A 21,765-nucleotide genomic window follows, 5' to 3' on the forward strand; every position below is an offset into this window, starting at 1 on the left:
ACGCTAGAGGAGGGACGCGCCTCCGGCAACGACATCCGCTCCAAGAACGTCCGGCGTGTCGTACGTGCGTGCTCATCGCACGAGGCGCTCGAGCGCCGCACGCACGAAATGCGCGCGCACCTCGCCGATGCGCGCCGCGATCTCGGGGGCCAGCTCTCCGGCGCGGCCGCGGGCCGACGCATCCGTGCGCCGCAGCAGCGGGGCGAGCGCCGACTCGATGAGCGCCACGTCGCGTTCGGCCGACTGACGCAGCGTGCGCATGTGCCGGGGTTCGATGCCGTGTCGCTCGAGTGCGACGAGGGCGCGCAGCACGGCGAGGTTCTGGTCCGTGTAGGTCTCGGATGCCGCGATGACGCCCGTGCTGATCGCGTCGTTGAGCAGCTGCGGACCGGCGCCGGCAGCGGCGAGCAGCTCGGCGCGCCGGTAGCGACGGGGCGCCGGGGAGATCGACGGCGGCACCGCGGCGGGAGGCGAGGGCGCCCGGCCGGCGTCGACATCCGCCATGTACTCCCGGATGCGGGCGAGCGGAAGGTAGTGGTCGCGCTGCAGGGTGAGCGCGAGCCGGAGGCGCTCGACGTCGCCGGGCGTGAACTTGCGGTAGCCCGATTCGGTGCGGTGCGGAGTGACGATGCCCTGCATCTCGAGGAATCGCAGCTTGCTGGCCGTGAGGCCCGGGAAGTCCGGCGTCAGCCGCGAGAGCACCTGGCCGATGCTCAGTACTCCCCCGGTCGCGGGAGCGGCGCGGGGAGCGGGGGCGGCCGACATCAGCTGGCCGCTGTGGCGTGAAGGTCGGCGGGCGAGACGAAGAAGTTGAGGCGGAACTTCCCGATCCGCACCTCCGCGCCGTTCTCGAGCTGCGCGCGGTCGACGCGTTCCCCGTTCACGTACGTGCCGTTCAGCGACCGCTGATCGACGATCTCGAAGCGACTGTGGTCGCGGGTGATCTCGGCGTGCCGGCGAGAGACCGTCACATCGTCGAAGAAGATGTCGGCCTCGGGGTGGCGGCCGACCGTCATCACGTCGTTGTCGAGCAGGTAGCGCGCGCCGGCGGTGGGACCCGAGCGCACGATCAGCAGCGCCGATCCCTCGGGCAGTGCGTCGATCGCGCTGAGCTCGGCGTCGGACAGGTCGCTGCCGAACGGCACGAAGGAGAGATCGGAGTCGTGGCCGAACGTCTGCGTCGAGTCATGCGACGAACGCGCGTCAGCGTCCGAGCCGCGACGGATGTCGCCGAATTCGGGTCGGCGGTTGTCGTCGTCCACGGTCGTCCTCCCTTTCCCCCCAAGACTAACCGATGCAATGCCGTCTGCGAGAGGGCAGCGTCGGGGTTCGACCCTATTGAAGATCGCGGGTCGCTGTCCACCTGGACGCCACCGGAACGAAGGCGCCGAAAAGATGGCGGCTCGGCCGTGCGGCGGCTGCCGCGTCGGACGACGAGCCGAAGCCGCGCACAGCACCGGCGGGTAGGCTCCGCCCCGTGAGAGTCAGAACCGCCTTCGTCGCCCTCGCCCTCGCCGCCGCAGCCGTTCTCGGCGCGGCAGCGCCGGCATCCGCCCACGACCAGCTGCTGTCGACGAGCCCCGACAACGGCACGACGGTGCAGGCCCTTCCGGATGCGGTCTCCCTCACCTTCAGCGACACGGTCACCGACGCCGGCGGCGACGCGAACCAGGTGCGCGTGCTGGATGCGAGCTGCCAGGTTCTCAACGACGGCGCGCTGCAGGTGCAGGACAACGTCGTGACGCAGACCGTCGCCGGTTCGGCGACGGGGCCCGTGACGGTGCAGTGGCGGGTCGTGTCGCGGGACGGGCATCCCGTCTCGGGAGAGTTCTCCTTCACCGTCGGTTCCGGGGCTGCTCCGAGCGCCTCCTCCGACTGCGCGAGCGCCTCCCCCGTGGCCGGCGAACAGGGCGCGACGGCGGGGGGTCCGCTCCCGTTCGTGATCGTCGGGATCATCGTCGTCGTCGTGATCGCCGGTGTCGTGGTGCTTCTGGCATCCCGCTCGCGTCGGCCGGACGACCAGTAGGCTGGAGTCATGCCACATTATGACGTCGTGATCCTCGGCGCCGGTCCCGGCGGATACGTCGCGGCCGTTCGCAGCGCCCAGCTCGGCCTTAGCACGGCCATCATCGAAGAGAAGTACTGGGGCGGTGTGTGCCTGAACGTCGGGTGCATCCCCTCGAAGGCCCTCCTGAAGAACGCCGACCTCGCCCACCAGGTGCTCCACAAGGCTGACCTGTTCGGCATCTCGGGCGACGTGCACTTCGACTTCGGTGTCGCGTGGGATCGCAGCCGCAAGGTCGCCGAGACGCACGTCAAGGGCATCCACTACCTGATGAAGAAGAACAAGGTCACCGAGTACGAGGGGCGCGGCTCGTTCACCGGCCCGAACGCCATCACGGTGACGAAGGCCGACGGCTCGACCGAAGACCTCACGTTCGACAACGCGATCATCTCGACGGGTTCGAAGGTGCGGAGCCTGCCCGGCGTGACGATCGGCGGCAACGTCGTGTCGTACGAGGAGCAGATCCTCGCCCGCGACCTGCCGCGCTCGATCGTGATCGTCGGCGCCGGCGCGATCGGCATGGAGTTCGGCTTCGTCATGCGCAACTACGGCGTGGACGTCACGATCATCGAGTTCCTCGACCGCGCGCTTCCCAATGAGGACGCCGACGTGTCGAAGGAGATCGCGAAGCAGTACAAGGGGTACGGCATCGACATCCTCACCTCGACGAAGGTCGAGAAGGTCGAGGACTCCGGTGACAAGGTCACCGTGACGTACACCGGCAAGGACGGCCAGAGCGCGTCGATCGAGGCCGACAAGGTGCTCGTGTCGGTCGGCTTCGCCCCGAACGTCGAGGGCTTCGGGCTCGACAAGACCGGCGTGAAGCTCACCGAGCGCGGCGCCATCGACATCGACGACCACATGCGCACGAACGTGCCGCACATCTACGCGATCGGCGACGTCACGGCGAAGCTGCAGCTCGCCCACGTGGCCGAGGCGCAGGCCGTCGTCGCCGCGGAGACGATCGGCGACGCCGAGACGATGACCCTCGGCGACTACCGGATGATGCCGCGTGCGACGTTCTGCTCGCCGCAGGTCGCGTCGTTCGGCCTGACCGAGCAGCAGGCGCGCGACGCCGGCTACGACGTCAAGGTCGCGAAGTTCCCGTTCTCGGCGAACGGCAAGGCCAACGGCCTCGGCGAGCCGGTCGGCTTCGTGAAGCTCATCGCCGACGCGGAGCACCTCGAGCTGCTCGGCGGCCACCTGATCGGCCCCGATGTGTCGGAGCTGCTCCCCGAGCTGACGCTCGCGCAGAAGTGGGACCTCACGGCGCTCGAGGCGGCCCGCAACGTGCACACGCATCCGACGCTGTCGGAGGCGCTGCAGGAGGGCTTCCACGGCCTGGTGGGACACATGATCAACCTCTAGACTGACCGTCAGTCTCCCGGCATCCGGGACTCAGCGACGCCGCCCTATCGAAGCCGAGGGCGGCGTTGCTGCGTCTGCGGCCACCCCCTGTTCGGCGAGATCGTACGATTTCGCCGAATGCACATCAATCCGCGCGCAGAGTCGTGTTCAGTCGCCGGGATCGTACGATCTCGCGGCAACGGGGCTGAGTTCCGGCGCCGGGATCGTACGATCTCGCGGCAGAGGAGTCGGGATCAGGCGCCGAGGGCGCGCGCCAGCTTCGAGTCGGATGCCGCGACCCGGCCCCCGCTGCCGGCGACGAGCGCGTCGGCTGCGGCGAAGAACGCCGCCGGGTCGGCGGGGACGGCGGGTCCCAGCTCGACCTCCCACTCGCGCCAGGACGTCTCCCGGCCGCTGCGCTCGTCGCGCGCGGTGACGTGGTCGTCGACGACCTCGGCGACGACGAGCCCTGCGGCCTCCTTCAGCGCGTACGCGACCCGGTGGTTGCGGATGCGCGCGAGCGGCACGAAGGGACCGTCCGCCCACTCGGCGAGGATCGCCGCCAGCTCGGCTGGGACGTCCTCGTCGGCGTCGTCGCCGAGCGGCCAGTGCCACTCGTGCTTGCCGTCGGATGCGGATGCTTTGATGTGCCAGCCCTCGTCGGGGCCGCCCGTGCGCCGGCGCACCGCCACGCGCGCACGGGCGAGCGCGGCGTCGGCGGTGTCGAGGTAGCGCGCGTCGAGCTCGCGCTCCTCGGCGTCACCGAGGGCGACGACGCCGGGCAGCTGCGTCCAGTCGGGCAGCTGCGCGGCGTCGTCGACCTCGTACTTGCGCTCGACCTCGACGGAGTGCGACGGGCCGGCCACCGGCTCAGTCGTCCCGGTTGTCGTGGTCGGGGTCGATGTCCTCGGTGGTCTCGACGAAGAGGAAGCGCGTCTCGGTGGGGCCGTCGTGCGCGCCCGTGTTGGTCTCGGCGCCCTCACGACGGTAGATGAGCTGCCCCTCGCCGTACGGCATGATGAGCGAGTCCGACGCGCTCTCGTCGAGGGGGATGATCTGCCCGTCGAGCGGGCCTCCGGAAAGACGTGCGATGGCCATGTTCACAGCGTAGTGTGCTCCTTCCCGTTCCACCGGGAACGCGGACGGGTCAGTGGGTCGGGAAGCCGAGGCTGATCTGGCTCTCGCTGGGCTCGGGCCACCGGCTCGTCACGACCTTGCGGCGGGTGTAGAAGTTGAAGGCCTCCGAACCGTACATGTGCGTGTCGCCGAACAGCGAGTTCTTCCAGCCGCCGAATGAGAACGATCCGACCGGCACGGGGATCGGCACGTTGATGCCCACCATCCCGACCTCGATGTCGTACTCGAACTGGCGCGCGGTCTTGCCGTCGCGCGTGAACACCGCGGTGCCATTGCCGTACGGGTTCTCGTTGATGAGCTTCACCGCTTCGTCGTACGTGTCGACACGCACGACCGAGAGCACGGGACCGAAGACCTCCTCGTCGTACACGGGCATGCCGGGCTTCGCGTCGTCGACGAGGGATGCGCCGAGGAAGAAGCCGTCGGAGTCGAACTCCTGCTCGCGGCCGTCGACGACGAGCGTCGCACCGGATTCGGCGACACCGTCGACGAACCCGCGCACGCGGTCGCGCGCCGCTGCCGTGATGAGCGGCCCGATCTCGTTGGACGGGTCGAACCCGTCGCCGATGCGCAGGCTCTTCATCCGCTCGGCGACCTTCGCGACGAGCTCATCGCCGACGCCGCCCACGGCCACGACGGCCGAGATCGCCATGCAGCGCTCCCCCGCCGATCCGAAGCCGGCCGACACCGCCGCATCCGCTGCCGCATCGAGGTCGGCGTCCGGCATCACGACCATGTGGTTCTTGGCGCCGCCGAGTGCCTGCACGCGCTTTCCGTGGGCGGCGGCCTCGGTGTAGATGTACTTCGCGATCGGCGTCGAGCCGACGAACGAGACCGCCTTGATGATCGGGTCGGCGAGGATGGCGTCGACCGCCTCCTTGTCGCCGTGCACGACGTTCAGGACGCCATCGGGCAGCCCGGCCTCGCGGAAGACGTCGGCGATCCAGACCGCGGCGGAGGGGTCGCGCTCGCTGGGCTTGAGGACCACCGCGTTGCCGGCGGCGATCGCGGTCGGCACCATCCACAGCGGCAGCATTGCGGGGAAGTTGAACGGCGTGATGCAGGCGACCACGCCGAGGGGCTGGCGCACCTGGTGCACGTCGAGCCCCGTCGCGATCTGCTCGGAGTACTCGCCCTTCAGGTGGTGCATGAGCCCCGTGCAGAACTCGACGTTCTCGAGTCCGCGCTGCACCTCGCCGAGAGCGTCGGGCACCGTCTTGCCGTGCTCGGCGGTGATGATGCGCGCGAGCTCGTCGGCGCGGGTCGTGATGATGTCGCGCACCCGGAACATGAGCTGCGCGCGCTTGACGAGGCCGACGTCGCGCCACGCCTTCTGCGCGGCGGCCGCGGTGCGGGCGGCCTCGGCGACGAGCTCGGCGGACGCGAGTCCCACTTCGCCGGTGGGTGTTCCGAGCGACGGGTTGTACACGGTGCCGCGGCGCTCGCCGGGATCGATGTGCTTCCCGCCGATCACGTGCGGGATCTGGGTGCGCGTGGCGGTGTCGATCGTGGTGGTCATCATCGGGTTCCTTCGTGTGAGTCGAGTGCGGGGTCGTAGCCGACGAGCGTCCCGTCGGGCGACGCGAGCTTGGTGATGAGCATGCAGTCCTTGGCGCCGAGGCCCTCGTCGACGAGCTGCTCGAACTGCGACAGCGCGAGCTCTGCCGCCGGCAGGTGCACGCCCGTGGTCGCGCCCGCCTGCACCGCGAGCGAGCAGTCCTTGCGCGCGAGGTCGACCGAGAACGTGGCGTCGAAGTTCTTGTCGGCGGCGCCGGTCGTGACGACGCCGGGCACTGGATACCAGGTCCGCTGCGGCCACGACTGTCCGGAGGACACGTTAGCGACGCTCCAGAACACGGCCGGATCGAGGCCCAGCTGCTGTGCGAGCTGCGACCCCTCGGCGACGCCGAGCGCCGAGACGAACAGCATCATGTTGTTCACGAGCTTCGAGGCGATGCCGGCAGTGGCGTCGCCGCAGAGGATGACGGACCCCGCCATCGGTTCGACGAACGCCTTCGCGCGCTCGAGGTCGTCGGGCTTGCCGCCGAGCATGAAGCACAGCGAGTGCGCCTCGGCGCCGGCGGTGCCGCCGGAGACCGGGCTGTCGACGAACGTGAACCCGCGGGCCTCGGACTCGTCATGGCACCAGCGGGAGGTCTCCACGTCGACCGTGGACGTGTCGAGGAGGAGCGTTCCCGAGTCGGCGTTGGCCCAGATGCCGTCCGGGCCGTCGTACACGCTGCGCACGTGCTGCGGCATCGGCAGCGAGGTGAAGCACGCGTCGGCTCCTTCGAGCGCCTCCGCGACCGAGCCGACCGTGATGACGCCCCGGGCGGCACCGGCCTCCAGGCACGCGGGTGCGATGTCGAACCCGCGCACGGTGTGTCCGGCGGCCACGAGGTTTCCGCTCATCGGGGCACCCATGTGCCCGAGTCCGATCCAGGCGATCGTCGACATCCTGCCTCCTCCTTGAAGCTGGTTCTGCATGACGTGTCACTACGGGTGACACGGCGCGGACATCGAGAACGGATGCCGCGCTCACGGCCAGGATAGGCACGTTGCCCACTGCAGATCAATGCACGGAGAGAGGACAATGTTGCACTTCAAGTGTGCACGCATGCACACTTGCTCTCATGACTCGCGAGCCGCAGCCTGAGGCGCTGATGACCTTCCTCGCCGTCGCCCGGCTCGGCCGCTACACGGCGGCCGCCGAGGTGCTCGGCGTCAATCACTCGACCGTGTCGAGGCGCATCTCATCGCTCGAGGAGGCGATGGGCGGCCGCACGCTCGTGCGCACGACCGGCGGATGGGAGGTCACCGACCTCGGCCGCCGCGCGATGGCCGCGGCAGAGAGCATCGAGGCGTCGCTGCGCGCCCTCGGTGAAGACACCGGCGGCGACGCCGTGCAGGGCATGGTGCGCATCGCCGCACCCGAGGCGTTCACCTCGGCGTTCCTCGTGCCGGCGATGACGGCGCTGCAGCAGCAGCATCCCGGCCTCGCCGTCGAACTGCTCGCGGCGACCCAGCGGGTTCGGCAGAACCGCTCCGGCGTCGACCTCGAAGTGGTGGTGGGGCGGCCGCAGGTCAACCGCGCGTTCGCGACGCCGGTGTGCGACTACTCGCTCCGGCTCTACGCGTCCCCCGACTACCTCGCCGATCGCGGGACGCCGGCCTCGCTCGACGAGCTCGTGACGCATCCCGTCATCTACTACGTCGAGTCGTCGCTGCGTGTCGACGAGCTCGACCGGGCCGTTCAGCAGTTCCCCGCCTCTCCCCCGTCGATCCGGTCGACGAGCGTGTTCGCGCACGTCGAGGCGACCGCCGCGGGCGCCGGTATCGGGGTGCTGCCGGACTTCCTCGCCGACCGCGACGAGCGGCTCGTGCCGGTGCTGCGCGAGAGCTACGCGCATCCGCTGTCGTACTGGGCGGTCGTGCGTGATGAGGGGCCGCGCAATGCCGCGGTCGCTGCCGCGCTCGCGTCGATGCAGGAGCACGCGCGCGACGCGCGCCGCGCGGCGTGAGCGGTCAGCCGGACCTCTCGGCCGACGCATCCCCCGTCTTCTCCTCCGGTTCGCCCCCGGGCTTGTCTTCCTTCGCCTCGGCTTCGGCCTCCGCCGCCCGGGCGTGGTTCAGCTCGCTGGTCGCGACGCGCACGGCGTTCTCGGCACGCAGCACGCGACGGCGCTGCATCGTGCGGGCGCCGTAGCGGGCGCGCACGCGATCCTTCTGCTCCGCGACGCCGACGAGGATATACGAGCTCGCGATCAGCAGGACCTGCGCGGAGAGGTTGAGCCAGAGCAGCAGCGCGATGAGCGACGCGAACGACGCGAGGAGCGGGTTCGACGATGCTCCGCGCACGAACAGGGTGGACAGCTGCTGCAGCACCGTGAGTCCGACGGCGCCGATGATCGCGCCGGGGATGATGGCGCGGGCGGATGCGCGGACGCCGGAGAGCACGATGAACACGAGCGCGATGATGACCGCGTCGAGCACGAACACGATCACGATGGCGGCGGCTCGGGTGCCGACCGCGGCGATGCCCGCCGAGGCGGGCCCGGCCCACTGGGTGACGAGGTCGCTGATCGCCGAGACGAGGAAGGTTGCGCCTGCCGTGGCCGCGACGCCGATGGCGACCGCGATCGCGAGTCCGAGGTTGCGCAGCAGCACCCACAGGAAGAAGAGGTCGTCGTGCACCTCGTCGGCCAGGCTGCGGAGCGCCGTGCGCGTCGAGGTGATGGCGCCGAGGGCGGCTCCCACGAGTCCGATGACGGCGATGATGCCGGCGATCGTCAGGCCGGTCGGGGCGGTCAGCGTGGCGGGGTCGACGAGCTTTCCCTTGCCGATCAGTCCTGGCACGACGTTGTTCACGGCGTCGCCGAGCTTTGTCATCGCCTCCGGGTTGCCGGCCAGCCACGTGGCGGCGGCGGTGAAGCCCAGCAGCACGGCCGCGAACACGCTGAACAGCGCGCGGTAGGTGATGGCGTCGGCGAGCTGCGGGCCGCGGTGCTCGCTGTAGAGAAGGAACGCTCGCACCGGCTTGAGGGTCAGCGCCCACGCGGTGGCCTTGCGGATGAATTCGCGCACGTCGGCCACCCTATCGAGGCCCCAGGACCGGGCACCGCCCCTACCCGACGGCGGCGCCCGCCGCTAGGATGTTCGCGGGGAACAGGGGAAAGAGTGTGAGAGATCTGGCGCAGACGCTGGTGGAGACCGGTGCGGTCGACGCCGTTCAGATGTCGATGCTCGTCCGCGAAGTGGGCGACGGGCCCGACCTCCGTGAGCGGCTTGTCGAGTCGCGCACCGTGACCGAGCGGCAGATCGCCGAGGCGATCGCGCTGCACTCGAACCACCGGTTCGTGGACCTCACCGGTGCGACGCTCGATCCGGAGACCGTGGCGATCGTGCCCGGCGCGCTCTGCCGGCGCTACCAGCTGATCCCGCTGCAGCGACTGCGCAACCGGCTCATCGTCGGCATGACCGATCCCACCGACCTCATCGCGATCGACGACGTGACGAGCGTCGCCGACGCGCGCATCGACCCTGTGGTGGTGGCGGCGGATGCGTTGCAGCAGGCGTTCGAGCGCTACCTACGCTCCGACGAGGAGCTCAGCGACCTGTCGGTGCAGATCGGCGAGGCGATCGCTCCGTCCTCCGCTGCGGCGTTCACCGAGTCGCTCGACGATGACGACGAGACGCCCATCATCCGCTTCGTGAATCTGCTCATCGCGCAGGCGATCAACGACCGCGCGAGCGACATCCACGTCGAGCCGGGCGAGCAGTACCTGACGGTGCGGTTCCGCATCGACGGAGTGCTGCACGAGATGCAGCGGGCCGACCGTGCGATCCAGGACGGGGTGATCTCCCGCCTGAAGATCATGTCGTCGATCGACATCGCCGAACGCCGCAAGCCGCAGGACGGCCGCCTCTCGGTTCGGCACGACGGTCGCCAGATCGACCTCCGGGTCGCGACCCTGCCCACCGTGTGGGGCGAGAAGATCGTGCTCCGCATCCTCGACACCACCGGTCAGGCGCTCGCGATGAGCGACCTCGAGTTCTCGGTGACCAACGAGCGGCGGTTCACGTCGGCGATCACCCGTCCGCACGGAATGGTGCTCGTGACGGGGCCGACCGGATCCGGAAAGTCGACGACGCTGTACACCGCGCTGCGCACGGTGGCAGATCCGCGGGTGAACGTCATCACCGTCGAGGATCCGGTGGAGTTCCGCATCCCGGGCATCAATCAGGTGCAGGTGAACCAGCGGGCGGGAATGACGTTCCAGGCGGCACTGCGGTCGATTCTGCGGGCCGACCCTGACGTCGTGCTGGTGGGTGAGATCCGCGACAACGAGACCGCCACCATCGCGATCGAGGCGGCCCTCACCGGTCACCTCCTCCTGTCGACGCTGCACACGAACGACGCGCCGAGCGCGATCACCCGCATGACCGAGATCGGCTGCGAGCCGTTCCTCGTGGCCACGGCGCTGCAGGCAGTCGTGGCCCAGCGCCTCGCCCGCAAGCTCTGCACGCACTGCAAGCTGCCGTACTCGGAGAACACCGAGACGCTGCGGCAGCTGCGCTTTCCGCACGAGCCCAGCGACCCGCCGCAGCTGTACAGGGCCGGCGGCTGCCCGGCGTGCTCGGGCACGGGTTACCGGGGCCGCATCGCGCTGCACGAGGTGATGACGATGTCGGATGAGCTCGCGCAGCTCATCACGACACACGCCACCGGCACCGAGCTGCGCCAGGTCGCGCTCGAGCAGGGCATGGTGTCACTGCGCGACGACGGCTGGAGCAAGGTCACCCAGGGTCTCACCACGATCGAAGAGGTCCTGCGGGTCAGCGTCTGAGATCACCCCTCGATGGCAACCTCTCCCGATGGTGAGGAGTTTCCTCCCTTCCCGCCACGCGCGTCATGTTCCTAAAGTGGATGGCCGGTCCGAATCGGCCTCGGCAGGCGACCGACGCGGTGAGTGGGGGATCTCTCCGCGTCGGTCAGGCCGCCGCCCGTCGATAGGATGTGCTCGAGCATGGACGCCCCGCACGACATCCGAGTGATCCTCGTCGAGGATCAGGCGCTCTACCGTGCGCTGGTGGGCGACCTGATCCGTCATGAAGAGGGCTTCACGCTCGTCGGCGCGACCGGGAGCGTCGCCGAGGCGCGCACTCTCGCCGCGTCCCGCCCGGTCGATGTCATGCTGCTCGACGTCGAGCTTCCCGACGGCAACGGCTTCGCACTCGGTCGCTCGCTGCGCGCCGCGCGTCCGGACCTCGGCATCGTGCTGCTCTCGAGCCACGACGTCATGGACCTTCTGCTCGCCCTCCCCGACGCGGAGCGGGCGGGATGGAGCTACCTGTCGAAGGTGTCGTCGACCTCGCGCGCCGTGCTGCTGCGGGCCCTCCGCGCCAGCGCCCGCGGAGAGACCGTGCTCGATCCTGAGCTCGTGGCGCGGCTGACACCTCGTCGCGGCAGCGCGGTAGCCGACCTCACCCCGCGTCAGCTCCACGCGCTCCGCCTCGTCGCCGAGGGCCTCTCGAACGCCGCGATCGCCCGCGAGATGGGCATCTCGACGCACTCCGTCGACAACCTGCTGAACGCCGTCTACACGACGCTGGGAGTGCGCGACGACGGTGACCTCAACAGTCGGGTCGCAGCCGCGCTGCACCTCGTGCGCGACGGCGCCGTGTCATGAGCGGCGCGGTGGCATGAGCGTCGCGCTGCCGCCATCCGTCGCCGACCGCGACCGCACCGACGATCTGCGCGTGCTGCTGCTGACCGCCGGTGCGCTGCTTCTCACCTTCGCCATCGGGTCCACCGTCCAGGCGATCTTCGTCTTCCGCCCCGACCGCCTCTCACTCGGCGAGCTCCTCGCGGCGAACCCGCTGCTCCCCCAGCGGCTCCTCGTGAATGTCGTGACCGTCGCGCTGGTCCTGCTCGTGTGCGCGCTCGTGCGGCCCAATGAGCGCCGGCCGGGCATCGCCGCCGTCTGGGTGGTCGCCGTCGCCGTGGCAGCCGGTTTCGGGCGGCATGGCGGTCAGCTCCTGCTCGGCATCTACGTCGGCCCGTCGGCGAATGCGAGCATCACCGAGATCGCGTCGGTGATCGTCGTCGTCGTCGTGTCGCTCCTGCTCGCACTGCTGCAGGTACGCGCCCGGGTTCGCCTGCGTGAGCACGAGCGCGCGGCCGCCGAGCTGCGCGTCCGGGCATCGAACGCCCTCGCCGAGCTCGCCGCCGAGGAGATGCGCGTGCGCCGGGAGGTCGCCGAGGGCCTGCACGGCACGCTGCAGGGGCGGCTCGTGATGATCCAGGCGTCGATCGCGACGCTCCTCACGCGCGGACGGGAGAGCCGATGGAGCGACAGCGACCTCCAGCGGCTCGCGACGATCCGCGATGAGCTCGAGGCTGTCCGCGAGCACGATGTGCGGGAACTGAGTCAGCTCGTCTACCCGGTCGGCGTCGACGTCGGCCTGGGGCACGCCGTGCGCGCGCTCGTCCGCCGCATCCCGCCGGAGATCTCGGTGACGGCGGAGGTGGCCGCTGAGGCGGATCGTGCCCTCGACGGTGCGCATGCCGACGCTGTCAGCAGGCGCATCGCGATCGTGCGAGCAGTCGAGGAGGGCATCACGAACGCCCTCCGGCACGGCGCCGCGACGGCGATCCGGATCCTCGTCCGTCTGCACGTGACGCAACAGGGGCGCCAAATCGTGCTCACCGTCGACGACGACGGCGCGGGACTGCCCGACGTGCCGCGGTGGAACGGTCTCGCGCGCACGGCCGAGCGGCTCGAACTGCATGCGGGCATCGCTGTACTCGAGGGATCGCAGCTGGGCGGTGCGCGACTGCGCGTCGAGCTCCCCGCGTCCGACGCTGACGCCTGAGCGTCAGCCGGTCTTGCTCAGGTCGCCGTAGAGCGTGAAGATCGGCAGGTACAGCGCGATCACCATTCCGCCGATGATGACGCCGATGCCGACGATGAGCACGGGCTCGATCGTCGAGGTGAGCTGAGCGGCGGCGGTGTCGACCTCGTTCTCGTAGAAGTCGGCGATGCTCGAGAGCATCTCGGCGAGCGTGCCCGATTCCTCGCCGACCGCGACCATCTGCGCGACCATCGGCGGGAACACCGCGGCCTTCGCGAGGGGTCCGGCGAACGACTTGCCCTGCCGCACGGAGTCCTGGATGTCGAGCACCGCCTGTTCGATCTTCCAGTTGTCGGCGGCCTGGCCCACGATCGAGAGGGCGTTCAGCAGCGGGACGCCGGCTCCGAGCATCATCGAGAGGCTGCGGGTGAACCGGGCGACGGCGATCTTCGTGGCGAGAGGGCCGAACACCGGCATGCGCAACTTCAGCGGATCGACACGGCGGCGGACGGGCTCGGTGTCCTTCTTCGCCGCCCACCACAGCGATACGGCGATGGCGACCACGATCATGAGCGGCAGGATCCAGATCATGTTGTGCGAGATCGTCACGATGATCTGGGTGGGGATCGGGAGCTCGGACCCGATGCCCGCGAACATCCCCTCGAAGACCGGCACGACGAAGGTGACCATCGCCACGACGCCGAGGATCGCGATCACGAGCACGACCATGGGGTACGTCGTGGCCGACTTGATCTTGTTGTGGAGCTCGGCCTCCTTCGCGTACGTCTCGGCGACGGAGGAGAGCGCGTCGCCGAGGAATCCGCCGGTCTCACCGACCCGGACGAGGCTCACCATGAGCGGCGGGAAGACGTCCTTCTGCCGGCCGAGCGCCGACGAGAACGACACTCCCGACTCGACGTCGGCCTGCACGGCGATGAGGGCCGACTGCAGCCGCTTGTCCTCCGCCTGCTCGACCAGGATGCCGAGGGTGCGCATGAGCGGCAGTCCGGCGTTGATGAGTCCCGCCATCTGCTTCGTGAAGACGGCGAGGGTCTCGGCCTTGACCTTGCGCTTGAAGCCGGGGATCGAGATGTCGCGGTTCAGCCCGGTCTTCGAGACGGCCGCCACGTGCAGCGGGGTGAGGCCCTGGGCCCGGAGCTTGTTCGCGACGGCGGTCTCGCTCGCCGCCTCGAGGGTGCCCTTCACGATGCTGCCGCCGGTGGGATCCACCGCCCGGTACGCGAACTCCTGGATGAGTGCCACGGCTACTGTCCCCTGCTGAGCTGCCAGCTGTCGGCGTGCGTCGTCCAGGCCTCGGCGTCGAAGTCGCGCGGGCGTACACGCACGTCGTCGAGCGACGAGGGGTCCACGGCGTAGGCGCGGGCGACGTGCTGTGAGATCGTCCCCTCGGCGACGAGCCGTTTGAGGTCCTGGTCGAGGGTGTGCATCCCGACGGCCGATCCTGCCTGCAGCGCCGAGTACAGCTGGGCGATCTGGCCCTCGCGGATCATGTTCGCGACGGCCGGCGTGTTCACGAGGACCTCCGTCGCGATCGTGCGCCCGGTGGTCTGCGCCCGCGGCAGCAGCGTCTGGCTGATGACGCCCTGCAGCGTGTCGCCGAGCTGCGAGCGCACCTGGTCCTGCTGATGGGCGGGGAACGCGTCGACGATGCGGTTGATGCTCTTCGTCGCGCCCTGCGTGTGCAGGGTCGAGAGCACGAGGTGGCCGGTCTCGGCGGCCGAGAGGGCGGTGGCGATCGACTCCGGGTCGCGGAGCTCGCCGACGAGGATGACATCGGGGTCCTGGCGCAGCACGCGACGCAGCGCCTCCGAGAACGACGCGGTGTCGGAGCCGATCTCGCGCTGGTGGATGAGAGCCGTGCGGCTCGTGTGCTGGAACTCGATGGGGTCTTCGACCGTGATGACGTGCGCCGGGAGGGTCGAGTTGATGATGTCGACCATGGCGGTGAGCGTCGTGGACTTGCCCGATCCGGTGGGGCCGGTGACGAGCACGAGGCCGCGGGGCTTGAGCGCGAACTCGCGGATGATGGGCGGTGCGCCGAGCGCGTCGAGGCTGAAGACGGTGCTCGGGATGAGGCGCAGCGCGACGGCGACCGCGCCGAGTTGGCGGAACACGTTCACGCGGAAGCGGCCGACGCCCTCGACGGCGTACGAGAGGTCCACCTCGCCGCTGTCCATGAACTCGGCGAAGCGCTCGCGCGGCATGATGCGGGAGAGCGCCGGTTCGAGCCAGTTCATCGTGAGCGGTTCGGGGAACTCGGGCACCGGCCGAAGGTGTCCGTCGACACGGATGAGTGCCGGCTGGTCTGCGGTGAGGTGCACATCGGATGCGCGGGCGTCGGCGGCGACCTTGAGCAGGCGGTCGATGGGCGGAACGGTCTCGAACATCGGAATTCTCAATCGGTGGTGCGGATGAAGGCGAGCGCGTCGACGGTGAGCGTGTAGCGGGCCTTGTCGTCGGATGCTGCAGCCCCCGCGAGCGCGGAGTGGGTGATCGCGATCAGCCGCGGGCCCTTGCGGAGCTCGTCGAGGTAGTCGGCTGCGGCGGCGGGAGACGGTACGTCCACCGTGATCGTGAACGGCGCCTGGGTGCGGGCGGCCGGCGCGGACGGCGCCGGTGTCGGCGACGATCCGGAGCCCGCCGCATCCGTCTTGGTGGACGCGGATGCCGAGGCGTCCGTCGTCGTGGCGTCCGCCGCCGGAGCGGGGGCCGCCACGACCTTGCCGTCGTCACCGACGGTGGTGCGCGCGGTGAACGGCTCGACGTCGGCGGCGGTCATCGTCGTGATCGTCGACTTGGTGGCGTCTGCCGCCTTGATCGCGAGCTCGAAGGCGTCGTCGAGGTGGTTCGGGACCGAGATCTGCCTGCGCAGGTGCGCGACCTCCTGCTGCGTCTGAGGCAGCTTCTTCTTGGCGGCCTGCAGCGATTGCACCTGGATGTCGTACTGCGAATTCGTCTGCGCGACGCGCGCGGTGTCGGCGTCGGTGTTCAGCGACTGCGTGTACATCGGGAGGGCGAACACCACGACGCCGAGCACCACGACGGCGATGACGACGAGGAGGCCGAGGAGGTTGATGAGCTGTTTCGGGAGCGACATCACTTCTCCTTCGCGGCGTAGAGGCCGGTGTAGACGGTCTGGTCGAACGTGGCGGTCAGCTGGTAGCTGTACGTCGGCTTCTCCCCCTCGGTGGCCGTGCCGGTGAGGTCGACGGCGTCGGCGTCGATGACTCCTTCGTGCGATCGGAGATCACGCGCCATCATGACGATGTCCATCGGCACAGCGCTCTCGACGGTCACCGATCCCGTCACGCCGGGCTGCGCCGTCGCCTTCCCCTTGCCGGGGAGGGCACCGGTCGTGAGATCCCAGGCGGTGATCGTCCCCGCGCCGGGGATGACGCCGTCGATGACGTCGAAGACCGGCGTCCACGCGACATCCGTCCCCATCGCCTCGGTGCGGTAGTCCTCGAGCTCCTTCTGCACGGTGCGGGTCTTGCTCACGTCGGCGAGCCCGGCCAGCTGCCCGACCAGGTCGGTCGTGCGGGCGTTCTCCGCGGCCAGGCGCTGGTCGGCGAGGACGTTCAGCGTGAAGGCCCCGGCCGACACGGCGGCGACGCCGACCATCGCGACCACGACGATGACGAGCCAGCGGCCGGCGAGGCCCGTGCGCTGGCGTCGCTCGATCTCGCTGCGCGGCATCAGGTTGACGCGGGGCACCGGGCTGAACCCGGACAGGGCGCCGCCGTGCGAGGAGGCCATCAGCGTCCTCCCCGCAGAGCGAGGCCGACGGTGCCGACGAGATTGAGGGCGAGGTCCGCCGATCCGAGCTCGATCGTCCGCGCCTGCACGACCTCTTCGGCGGTGATCGGCGACACCGGCGCCTCGAGCTCGCCGGCGAGCGCGCCGATCACGCCGGGCACGGCGACGCCGGCGCCGCTCAGCCGCACCGACGAGACCGGCGCTCCCCCGGGCCGGGTGGTGTGGAAGGCCAGGGTGTTGCGGATGCGGCTGGCGAGATCGGTGATCGCGGCGCTCGACGCCGACGCCGCACGCAGGGCGGCACGGCCCCGCAGCGGGGCTGACTCGGGCGGCACGGTCTCGAGCACCGCCTCCGCCTCGGCCGCGGCCTGCTCGCGTGCGCGGACGGCAGCGGTCTCGATGTCGGCGGGAATGATGCGCACGAACTGCGGCATCCCGTTCGCGGTGACCACGACGTAGGTCGTGTGGTCGCCGATGTGCACCATCGCGATCGCCTCATCCGGGGTGCCGACGGTGGCCGCGACGCGCGCGAGCCCGAACGGCACGAGGTCGACGGCCGCGACGTTCAGCTTGGCCTTGCCGAGCGTCGCGATGAGGTCCTCGATCGTCTCGGAGACGGCCGCGACGAGAAGTCCGTGCAGGAGCCCGTCGCTCTGCGAGATCGGGTAGAAGTCGAGCACGGCCTGGCTGACCGGCACGGGGAGCAGGTCCTGCACCTGGAACGGCAGCGCCTGCGTGAGAAGAGCGCGGGTCATCACCTCGGTCGAGTGCTCGCGGACGAGGATGCGTCGGCTGCCGACGCCGAGGGTGACCGAGCGCGAGCGGATGCCCGCGCGGCCCCAGAGCTGCCGCAGCGCGAGTGCGACCGCATCCTGGTCCATCACCTCGGAGTCCTTCGCGGCGTTGGGCGGCAGGGCGACCTCGCCGGCGGCGACGATGCGGGGATGCTGTCCGCGGGTCACCTCGACCGCGCGCACGCTCTCTTCGGTGATCTCGACACCGACCACGGTGCGGGCCATCACGCGTCCTTCCCGGCGCCGGGGCGCCTGCATTCAGCTGCCGACATGGAGCAGCCTGAGGTACCAGTCGCCGACGGCCGACCCGATGAGGATCCCGACCCAGGCGCCGGCGAGCATCCACGGCCCGAAGGGGATCGCGGTGCGGCGGCCGGCACGACGGGTGACGAGGAGGACGATGCCGAACACGCCGCCGAGGAGGAAGGCGGCGAACGCGCCGACGATGAGGGCCGGCCAGCCGAGCCAGCCGAGGTAGAGCCCGAGCACGCCCGCGAGCTTGACGTCGCCGCCGCCCATTCCGCCCGGGCGGATGAGGCGCAGCAGCGCGTAGAAGAGGTAGAGGGCGACGAGGCCGATGCCGGCGCGGATGAGCTGCGGCCAGTCGGCGGCGAGAACGGATGCGCCGCCGAGGAGCAGGATCGCGACCGGGTACGCGGTCAGCACGATGCTGTTCGGGAGCCGGTGCACGTCGAGGTCGATGACGGTGAGCACGATGCTGATCGCCGCCAGGTAGAGGAAGGCGGCGAGCACGAGCCAGAACGCGACTCTCCCGGCGCTTCCGGCCTCGGCCGACGAGTCAGCGAAGCGAGTCGAAACGACCCACCACGTGACGCCGACGAACGCCGCGGCGCAGGCGAGTTCGATCAGCGGATAACGCATGGAGATCGGCGCGTGGCAATGGGCGCAGCGACCTCGGAGCGTGAGCCAGGACACGAGCGGCACGTTCTGCCAGGGCCGGACGGCGTGGTCGCACGTGGGGCACCGGCTCTCTCGCGTGAGCGGGATCTCGGCCGGCACGCGGTAGGCGACGACGTTGAGGAACGACCCGATCACGACGCCGAGCAGCCCGGCGAAGACGAGGACGAAGATCAGGACGGGTGTGGTCATCTCATCCCTCCCGTTGGGTGACGAGCGGGCCGAGCAGCTGCTTGGGCGGTTGGGGCACCTGGTTCTGATCGGCCTGCTTGACCTGACAGCTGAGGCCGAGGATCGGGGCCCACGCCATGTTCTGGCAGGTGAACGTCGGGTGCACCCAGTGGGTCGCATCTCCGTCGAAGTTGGAATAGAACTGGCCATTGAAGCTGATGTGGTTCGGGGCACCGATACCACACGGGCTGTACAGCATCATCCGCACCTGCCCGGTCGACGGCAGGCTGAGGCTATCAGTGCCTGACCCGGTCACACAGTCTGGTCGTTCGTTGCCGAGCTCGCCGTCGCCGTGGACGAAGAACAGCTGGGGCTGCGGAACGAGCACCGACGACAGCGTCGACGTGACGCTGACCGTCATCCTCGAGGTCGAAGGGACGAGGAACAGGACGTCGTGCTTGACCTGGCCGCCGGAGAGCTTAACTGTGACGGGCCCGGTGCAGGCGGTGTAGTCGACACCCACTCGTGTGTTGCCTGCGCTCAGTGCCATCGATGCAGCGGTCATCACATCGCCGCCGTCGCAGGGGCCGATGATCCACTGGATGCCGGAACCGTACGTCGCGCGATCGACAGGCAGATCGAGCCACTTCGTCATGTCGTACACCCGCTGGAGGTCGGGGTCGAACACCGCGGGCGTGCCAGCGTTCTGGGTCACCGTGCCGACGACTGTACCGGCCGCGACGGTCGCCGCGCCGCCGGCCGTCGCGTTTCCGCTGACCTTGCCCTTCGTCGTCGTTATGGATGAGTTCGAGAACAGACTGCCGGCGACTGTCGAGTTCTGCGCGGTGATCGTGATCGGGCCGTTCGCGACGATATCCCCGCCGACTTGAGCCTTCGCGGAGCTGATGGTGACGCCATCTCGTGCATAGACCGAGCCCGAGATGTCACAGTCTGCGCTCAGGTACAGCCCGCCGGTGGGCAGCCAGAGGTCTCCGGTGATGGTGCTTGTACTGTTGCACTCGAAGTCACCGTTGCGGACGACCAAGTCGCCGGTATAGGACGATTGGGTCGCGGTGAACTGGCCATCGAAGTATGCCATCGTGCCGCCCGGCTGACCTGGGTAGAAGACCTGCCAGGGGAATGTCGCCGTCACTGTGGCGGTCGACCCGTCCGATGCCGTTCCGGTGGACTTGATCATGACGAAGCGCGAGTCCAGCGTCGGGCAACTGCTCGTCAGCCCGGCGTCGGTGAACTCCGACGGCTGATCGCCCGTCGTCGACTTCACGGCGTAAGCGTAGTTCGGGTCGGTGCCGGTGCCGGTGACCGCGCAGGCGTGGGCAGCGATTGCGGCCATGGCGGCGTCGCGGCCGGACTCGGCAGCAATGAAGGCCTGGCTGCGGTGGCGGTTGTCGACGTTCGCGCTGACGGTGAAGACCACAGTGCCGGCGATCGAGACTGCGACGACGAAGCCGACGAGGAATACGACGATGACGGCGATGAGGACAGCACCGGAGTCGTCGGGAGGCGTTCGACGGCGCATCCGGTCGAGGAATTCGCGGATCACCAGCACGATCGGGGCTCCCCGGTGGACACGGACCGCAGGGCGGACGTGCCCGTGAAGTGTACCGGTGCAGCAGTGGTCGTCATGTCGAAGGCGTATGACACCGTGTTGCCCGTTCGAGTCACGAACGGTGTGGTGCCCTGCTGCGAGAGCCCTTCTTCCCACGAAGGCCACGTCGTCGGATCACCGAGCGGTGCGCTGCGGATCTCCATGAGCAGATTGGACGTCGAGAGATGGAAGCCCTGGCACGTCAGCGACCCGCCGAGCGAGGTCTGGACGTACAGCGTGGACTGATCTGCTGAGACGTCGAAATAGTCGGCGTTGCGGACCGCACGCTCGAGTGCGGACGAGACGAGCTGCCCGGTGTTGGTGGCGGTCGACACGCTGGACACCTCCTCTTGCGTTCGCCAGCTGTTGATTAGGATCATCGCCGTGGCGCCGGCGACGACGCTCGCGATCAGCATGCCGATGATGAGTTCGACGAGCGACATGCCGGAATCGTCTCCGCGCAGAGCCGGGAGCAGCCGCGCGTTCATGGCACGTACACGAGGGCCGCCGCGTCGGCGAGCTCACCGGTGCCGCGTGAGGCGGTCACCGTCACGTGGACTGCCGTCGCGGAAGCGCAGGTCCCCACGTCAACGGTGGTGGTGAACAACGTTCGCCCGGCAGTGTCGACGTACGGGCGCGAGCCGGCCAAACCGGACAAACCCGAACAGGTGGCGTTCTGACGCGCCTTCTCCACATAGCGGTAGACGTCACGCGTCGCCGTGGCCGTCAGTGACTGTTCCGAGCTGGAACGCACGCCCTGGATGAGCATCGGAAGGAGCGCGAGGGCGATGATGCCGAGGAGGAACATCGCGATGATGACCTCAACGATGCTGAAGCCTGAGTCAGCCCCCCGGGTGACTCGACGGTTCTCGCCGCGCATGCCATCACCCCTCCCCAGTGCGAGTGCCGGAATATCCCAGGACCGGCGCTTCGGGTACGCCGGTCCTGGGAAGTGGTGGCTGTCAGCAGCCGGGGCCGGAAGTGTACGCGTTCGTGGACGTGTACTTCGAGCCACCGCCGTATCCGGAGACGCAGAAGTCATCCAATGTCGGCGTACCCGTTGCGGGGGACGTGATCGTCACAGTGACCCCTGTGGCTGGCTTGAAGATGGACGTGGGGACGGCGGCCCCTCCCGTGCTCGCGGGCGAGTCACTCGCGAGGTCGGCGGCAACGGCGGAGGCTGCGTTCCCGGTAGCCGACTCAACTGCGCTGTCCTTGGCCTGCTGCTGGATGTTCAGGAAGATCGGGATCGCGATCGCGGCGAGGATGCCGAGGATCACGACGACGATGATGAGCTCGATGAGCGAGAAGCCGGCCTCGCCGGTCTCCTCACGACGGGCCTTCTCGGCCTCGAGGTAGTTGTGGATGGTACGCATGACGAACTCCTGGGTGAGTCGATTGGATGGTGCTGTGAGTGGTCTTTTGTGAAGCTTGCACAGGATCGGAGGTGGTCTTCTGATCCCGTGCAAGCCCCAGTCCCCGTCTGGAAGATTAGGCGATTCTCATCTTGTTCGTCAAACGATCTGCACATCACGTTTTGATAACGGTCTCCTTTCGCCCGGTCAGTCGGTTTTTCGCGCGACGGGTTGATC

At 69.2% G+C, this 21,765-nt stretch carries 23 protein-coding genes; 6 read left to right on the top strand and 17 right to left on the bottom strand.

Annotated elements, in window-relative coordinates; translation table 11 throughout:
- Positions 1 to 72: 72 nt before the first annotated feature.
- Positions 73 to 765, bottom strand: a complete 693-nt coding sequence (gene ftsR / locus AC3RX1_RS15335; protein ID WP_491502133.1) for a transcriptional regulator FtsR — start codon at positions 763 to 765, stop codon at positions 73 to 75.
- Positions 765 to 1,262, bottom strand: a complete 498-nt coding sequence (locus tag AC3RX1_RS15340; RefSeq protein WP_491502134.1) for an FHA domain-containing protein — start codon at positions 1,260 to 1,262, stop codon at positions 765 to 767. The genes ftsR and AC3RX1_RS15340 overlap by 1 nt, the downstream gene beginning before the upstream one ends.
- A 215-nt stretch (positions 1,263 to 1,477) precedes the next feature.
- Here AC3RX1_RS15340 and AC3RX1_RS15345 point away from each other — a divergent pair, with 215 nt between their 5' ends.
- Positions 1,478 to 2,026 (top strand): copper resistance CopC family protein, encoded by a 549-nt coding sequence (locus tag AC3RX1_RS15345; protein WP_491502135.1) that lies wholly within the window; start codon positions 1,478 to 1,480, stop codon positions 2,024 to 2,026.
- Between the two features lie 9 nt (positions 2,027 to 2,035).
- The gene (gene lpdA, locus AC3RX1_RS15350; protein ID WP_491502136.1) at positions 2,036 to 3,433 is read left to right on the top strand and encodes a dihydrolipoyl dehydrogenase; all 1,398 of its coding nucleotides are present in this window, start codon (positions 2,036 to 2,038) and stop codon (positions 3,431 to 3,433) included.
- A gap of 233 nt (positions 3,434 to 3,666) precedes the next feature.
- On the opposite strand, the gene AC3RX1_RS15355 is transcribed toward lpdA, so the two are convergent.
- The 4 genes from AC3RX1_RS15355 to AC3RX1_RS15370 are packed head-to-tail and all read right to left on the bottom strand — an operon-like array spanning position 3,667 to position 7,006.
- Complete coding sequence (locus AC3RX1_RS15355; protein WP_491502137.1) at positions 3,667 to 4,278, bottom strand: CYTH domain-containing protein; 612 nt, start codon at positions 4,276 to 4,278, stop codon at positions 3,667 to 3,669.
- 4 nt (positions 4,279 to 4,282) lie between these two features.
- The gene (locus AC3RX1_RS15360; RefSeq protein ID WP_491502138.1) at positions 4,283 to 4,510 is read right to left on the bottom strand and encodes a response regulator; all 228 of its coding nucleotides are present in this window, start codon (positions 4,508 to 4,510) and stop codon (positions 4,283 to 4,285) included.
- A gap of 49 nt (positions 4,511 to 4,559) precedes the next feature.
- Positions 4,560 to 6,068, bottom strand: a complete 1,509-nt coding sequence (locus AC3RX1_RS15365) for a CoA-acylating methylmalonate-semialdehyde dehydrogenase (RefSeq protein WP_491502139.1) — start codon at positions 6,066 to 6,068, stop codon at positions 4,560 to 4,562.
- Positions 6,068 to 7,006: an NAD(P)-dependent oxidoreductase gene (locus AC3RX1_RS15370; RefSeq protein WP_491502140.1), complete on the bottom strand. Its 939-nt coding sequence runs from the start codon at positions 7,004 to 7,006 to the stop codon at positions 6,068 to 6,070. The genes AC3RX1_RS15365 and AC3RX1_RS15370 overlap by 1 nt, the downstream gene beginning before the upstream one ends.
- A gap of 176 nt (positions 7,007 to 7,182) precedes the next feature.
- On the opposite strand from AC3RX1_RS15370, the gene AC3RX1_RS15375 reads away from it, so the two are divergent.
- The gene (locus AC3RX1_RS15375) at positions 7,183 to 8,070 is read left to right on the top strand and encodes a LysR family transcriptional regulator (RefSeq protein WP_491502141.1); all 888 of its coding nucleotides are present in this window, start codon (positions 7,183 to 7,185) and stop codon (positions 8,068 to 8,070) included.
- Positions 8,071 to 8,074: 4 nt separating this feature from the next.
- Here AC3RX1_RS15375 and AC3RX1_RS15380 read toward each other — a convergent pair whose 3' ends face one another.
- Entirely contained in the window at positions 8,075 to 9,133 is a 1,059-nt protein-coding gene (locus AC3RX1_RS15380) for a YihY/virulence factor BrkB family protein (protein ID WP_491502142.1), read from the bottom strand.
- 95 nt (positions 9,134 to 9,228) lie between these two features.
- Between AC3RX1_RS15380 and AC3RX1_RS15385 the strand changes: the two genes are divergently transcribed.
- The 3 genes from AC3RX1_RS15385 to AC3RX1_RS15395 all read left to right on the top strand — a co-directional run bounded on the left by AC3RX1_RS15385 (position 9,229) and on the right by AC3RX1_RS15395 (position 12,925).
- Positions 9,229 to 10,896, top strand: a complete 1,668-nt coding sequence (locus AC3RX1_RS15385) for a GspE/PulE family protein (protein WP_491502143.1) — start codon at positions 9,229 to 9,231, stop codon at positions 10,894 to 10,896.
- Between the two features lie 180 nt (positions 10,897 to 11,076).
- On the top strand, positions 11,077 to 11,739 hold the full coding sequence (locus tag AC3RX1_RS15390; RefSeq protein WP_491502144.1) for a response regulator: 663 nt from the start codon (positions 11,077 to 11,079) through the stop codon (positions 11,737 to 11,739).
- A gap of 13 nt (positions 11,740 to 11,752) precedes the next feature.
- Positions 11,753 to 12,925, top strand: coding sequence for a sensor histidine kinase (locus AC3RX1_RS15395; protein ID WP_491502145.1), 1,173 nt, complete (start codon positions 11,753 to 11,755; stop codon positions 12,923 to 12,925).
- Between the two features lie 3 nt (positions 12,926 to 12,928).
- On the opposite strand, the gene AC3RX1_RS15400 is transcribed toward AC3RX1_RS15395, so the two are convergent.
- From AC3RX1_RS15400 to AC3RX1_RS15445, 10 genes are all read right to left on the bottom strand, one after another.
- Positions 12,929 to 14,167 (bottom strand): type II secretion system F family protein, encoded by a 1,239-nt coding sequence (locus AC3RX1_RS15400; RefSeq protein WP_491502146.1) that lies wholly within the window; start codon positions 14,165 to 14,167, stop codon positions 12,929 to 12,931.
- A 2-nt stretch (positions 14,168 to 14,169) separates the two neighbouring features.
- Positions 14,170 to 15,312 (bottom strand): type IV pilus twitching motility protein PilT, encoded by a 1,143-nt coding sequence (locus AC3RX1_RS15405; RefSeq protein WP_491502147.1) that lies wholly within the window; start codon positions 15,310 to 15,312, stop codon positions 14,170 to 14,172.
- Positions 15,313 to 15,320: 8 nt separating this feature from the next.
- Positions 15,321 to 16,022 (bottom strand): hypothetical protein, encoded by a 702-nt coding sequence (locus AC3RX1_RS15410; protein WP_491502148.1) that lies wholly within the window; start codon positions 16,020 to 16,022, stop codon positions 15,321 to 15,323.
- Positions 16,022 to 16,681, bottom strand: a complete 660-nt coding sequence (locus AC3RX1_RS15415) for a hypothetical protein (RefSeq protein WP_491502149.1) — start codon at positions 16,679 to 16,681, stop codon at positions 16,022 to 16,024. The genes AC3RX1_RS15410 and AC3RX1_RS15415 overlap by 1 nt, the downstream gene beginning before the upstream one ends.
- A complete protein-coding gene (pilM, locus tag AC3RX1_RS15420) occupies positions 16,681 to 17,700 on the bottom strand; it encodes a type IV pilus biogenesis protein PilM (protein WP_491502150.1) in 1,020 nt (339 codons plus the stop codon). The genes AC3RX1_RS15415 and pilM overlap by 1 nt, the downstream gene beginning before the upstream one ends.
- A gap of 33 nt (positions 17,701 to 17,733) precedes the next feature.
- A complete protein-coding gene (locus AC3RX1_RS15425) occupies positions 17,734 to 18,585 on the bottom strand; it encodes a prepilin peptidase (protein ID WP_491502151.1) in 852 nt (283 codons plus the stop codon).
- 1 nt (position 18,586) lies between these two features.
- On the bottom strand, positions 18,587 to 20,134 hold the full coding sequence (locus AC3RX1_RS15430) for a hypothetical protein (RefSeq protein WP_498239582.1): 1,548 nt from the start codon (positions 20,132 to 20,134) through the stop codon (positions 18,587 to 18,589).
- Entirely contained in the window at positions 20,125 to 20,661 is a 537-nt protein-coding gene (locus tag AC3RX1_RS15435; RefSeq protein ID WP_491502153.1) for a PilW family protein, read from the bottom strand. Before AC3RX1_RS15435 ends, AC3RX1_RS15430 begins: the two co-directional genes overlap by 10 nt.
- A complete protein-coding gene (locus AC3RX1_RS15440; protein ID WP_491502154.1) occupies positions 20,658 to 21,053 on the bottom strand; it encodes a prepilin-type N-terminal cleavage/methylation domain-containing protein in 396 nt (131 codons plus the stop codon). The genes AC3RX1_RS15435 and AC3RX1_RS15440 overlap by 4 nt, the downstream gene beginning before the upstream one ends.
- 82 nt (positions 21,054 to 21,135) lie before the next feature.
- The gene (locus tag AC3RX1_RS15445; RefSeq protein ID WP_491502155.1) at positions 21,136 to 21,549 is read right to left on the bottom strand and encodes a type IV pilin protein; all 414 of its coding nucleotides are present in this window, start codon (positions 21,547 to 21,549) and stop codon (positions 21,136 to 21,138) included.
- Between the last annotated feature and the right edge of the window lie 216 nt (positions 21,550 to 21,765).

It is taken from the genome of Microbacterium altimontanum (genome assembly GCF_058349865.2).